This window comes from Flavobacteriales bacterium (genome assembly GCA_020435415.1).
GTDB lineage: Bacteria > Bacteroidota > Bacteroidia > JACJYZ01 > JACJYZ01 > JACJYZ01.
This window is the reverse complement of sequence record JAGQZQ010000161.1, coordinates 1-2,472: the sequence shown is the minus strand read 5'-3', so window position 1 is coordinate 2,472 and position 2,472 is coordinate 1. Positions and strand designations below refer to the sequence as shown.

Annotated in this window: 4 protein-coding genes; all 4 read left to right on the top strand. The window is 48.7% G+C overall.

Features of this window, described 5'->3' with window-relative positions:
- Positions 1–674, top strand: a 674-nt coding sequence (locus KDD36_15030) for a transketolase family protein (protein ID MCB0397962.1), incomplete at its 5' end; no start/stop codon positions are given.
- 42 nt (positions 675–716) lie between these two features.
- On the top strand, positions 717–1,265 hold the full coding sequence (locus KDD36_15025; protein MCB0397961.1) for a sigma-70 family RNA polymerase sigma factor: 549 nt from the start codon (positions 717–719) through the stop codon (positions 1,263–1,265).
- Positions 1,266–1,297: 32 nt separating this feature from the next.
- Positions 1,298–1,834, top strand: a complete 537-nt coding sequence (locus KDD36_15020; GenBank protein ID MCB0397960.1) for a hypothetical protein — start codon at positions 1,298–1,300, stop codon at positions 1,832–1,834.
- The gene (locus tag KDD36_15015; protein ID MCB0397959.1) at positions 1,831–2,400 is read left to right on the top strand and encodes a hypothetical protein; all 570 of its coding nucleotides are present in this window, start codon (positions 1,831–1,833) and stop codon (positions 2,398–2,400) included. Before KDD36_15020 ends, KDD36_15015 begins: the two co-directional genes overlap by 4 nt.
- Positions 2,401–2,472: the final 72 nt, after the last annotated feature.

Genomic DNA, 2,472 nt, shown 5'->3' with positions numbered 1-2,472 from the left:
AGTCCATCGCATACTCAGATAAAAACGTAAAGATTTGTGCTTCCCACGCGGGATTGACACTCGGTGAAGATGGCGCCACTCATCAGATCCTTGAAGACATCGGTTTGATGAAAATGTTACCGGGCATGACCGTGATCAATCCGTGTGACTTCAATCAAACAAAAGCCGCCACCCTGGCCATAGCCGAACACCATGGTCCGGTATACCTGCGATTCGGTCGCCCGAAAGTCGCAAACTTCACCCCTGCCGACCAAACCTTTGAGATTGGCAAAGCCGTGATGCTCAATGAGGGTGCAGACGTAACGATCATTGCCACGGGTCACCTGGTATGGCCGGCCTTGCAGGCGTGTGCTCAACTGGAATCCGAAGGGATCAGTGCGGAGGTCATTAACATCCACACCATTAAACCTTTGGATGAAAAAGCCGTCATAACTTCAGCGAAGAAGACCGGATGTGTGGTAACAGCCGAAGAACATCAAATGGCGGGCGGACTTGGCGAAAGCGTTGCACATGTATTAGGAACGCAGAATCCCGCCCCTCTGGAAATGGTTGCTGTGAAAGACAGCTTCGGCGAGAGTGGCACACCGGAAGAGCTGATGAAGAAATACGGCCTTGACGTTCCGGACATTGTGGCTGCGGCAAAAAAGGTCATCTCCAGGAAATCTTCGCGTTGATCCTCCGCTGTTGATTGGCGGAGCCGTATATTGGCATACTGCATGCAGACAGTCGACGATAAAGAGATCATTGCATTATACCTCCTGCCCGGTGATCAGGAACGCGCCATGCGTCTGCTCATTGACAAATACCAACGGAGGTTGTATCATCATATCCGGCACATGGTGACAGACCATGACGAAACAGATGACATCCTTCAGGAAGTCTTTATCAAAGTCTGGAATGGATTGGCTACCTTCCGTCAGGAAGCCCAGCTGTTTACCTGGCTATACCGCATCGCAACCAACGAATGCCTCTCCCACCTTCGTAAGCGGAAATACCAGCATGTGCCGGTAGAAGAAGTGAGTTACCAGTTATCCGGAAATGATGATGCTTCAGCGGCAGCCCAAAGTGGTGAACAAATTCAACAGAAACTGCAGGCAGCTCTGACGCAACTTCCGGAAAAACAACGTCTGGTATTTCAAATGAAATATTTTGATGAGATGACGTACGAAGACATGTCGGAAATACTGGGTACTTCGGTGGGTGCACTCAAAGCTTCGTATCATCATGCGGTTAAAAAGATTGAACTTTTTTTAACCAATGATTAAACTATTTTAGTCAATCCACATCTTACCTACAAATGAGACCACATCAACATAAGCACGAAGACGCACCAGGAGAACTGGAAAAAATGGCGCCTACCCTATTCGGTTTAAAGGAACATCATAGTTCCTTTGAAGTGGATGATGCATATTTCGATGGCCTGCCCGACCGAGTCATGGAGCGGATCCGAAATCAGCGTACGGTTCCTATGTGGAGGAAGAACAGTTTTCGTATTTCGATGGGGATTGCAGCGGGTCTGGCATTGCTGGCCGCTATTGTTAGTCTGATGAAGTCCGGAGTACCGGAAGAAACGTCCGGCCAGGATATGATTGCGACCGTGGAAGAAACGTATACCCCGGTGGTTGAGGACCTTTTACCCACCACCCCCGTATATGAGCTGGATGTTGTAGATGCATTGAATGACTCCGATGAAACCACATGGCTGGCAAATGCAGAAGTAGATACAGAGAGCATCGAGACCTCGGAAGATGATGAACAGATCATTGCTTATCTCGTAAGCAATGACATTGGCATATTTGAGATTGTTGATGAACTAAAAACCGTAGACCTATGAGAATGGAGGTAAAGTCCACGGGTAATGCCCTGTGGTTAACATTGATTACCTCCCTCCTGTTCTTTCTGCCTTTGATCAGCATGGCGCAACAGGAAGAAGAAGGGTTATCTCCTGAAGAAAAGGAAGCGCAGCGCTTCGAGCGCATTGAGGCCAAAAAGATCGGCTTCCTCACTTCCAGACTGGAACTTACCCCGGAGGAAGCACAGAAGTTCTGGCCCATATACAATCAATATGAAGCCGAGATGAAGGCCATTTATGAGAAACGAATATCCGCTCACAATCAGCCAAAGGATAATTTTGATTCCATGACTGACAAGGAAGTGGAGAAGCTGGTGGATGATGAGATCGCCCTGAACCAGGAGATGCTTGACGTTAAAAAGAAGTATCATAGTCAGTTCAAGAGCATCCTGCCCATTAAGAAAGTAGCCAAACTATACCACTCCGAAGATATGTTCAAACGGATGTTGCTTCGTGAGATCGGCGGGAGAGGAGGCCCGGGCCATGGTCCCGGGGATCATCACGATCATGAAAGAGGCCGGGGGGGACATCACCCCGAGCGGGAATAATTATTTCCCACTCACTTGATGTACGCCGACCCTGAGTTCAGGGCCGGCGTTTTTTTTGTGTATGCCGGAAGG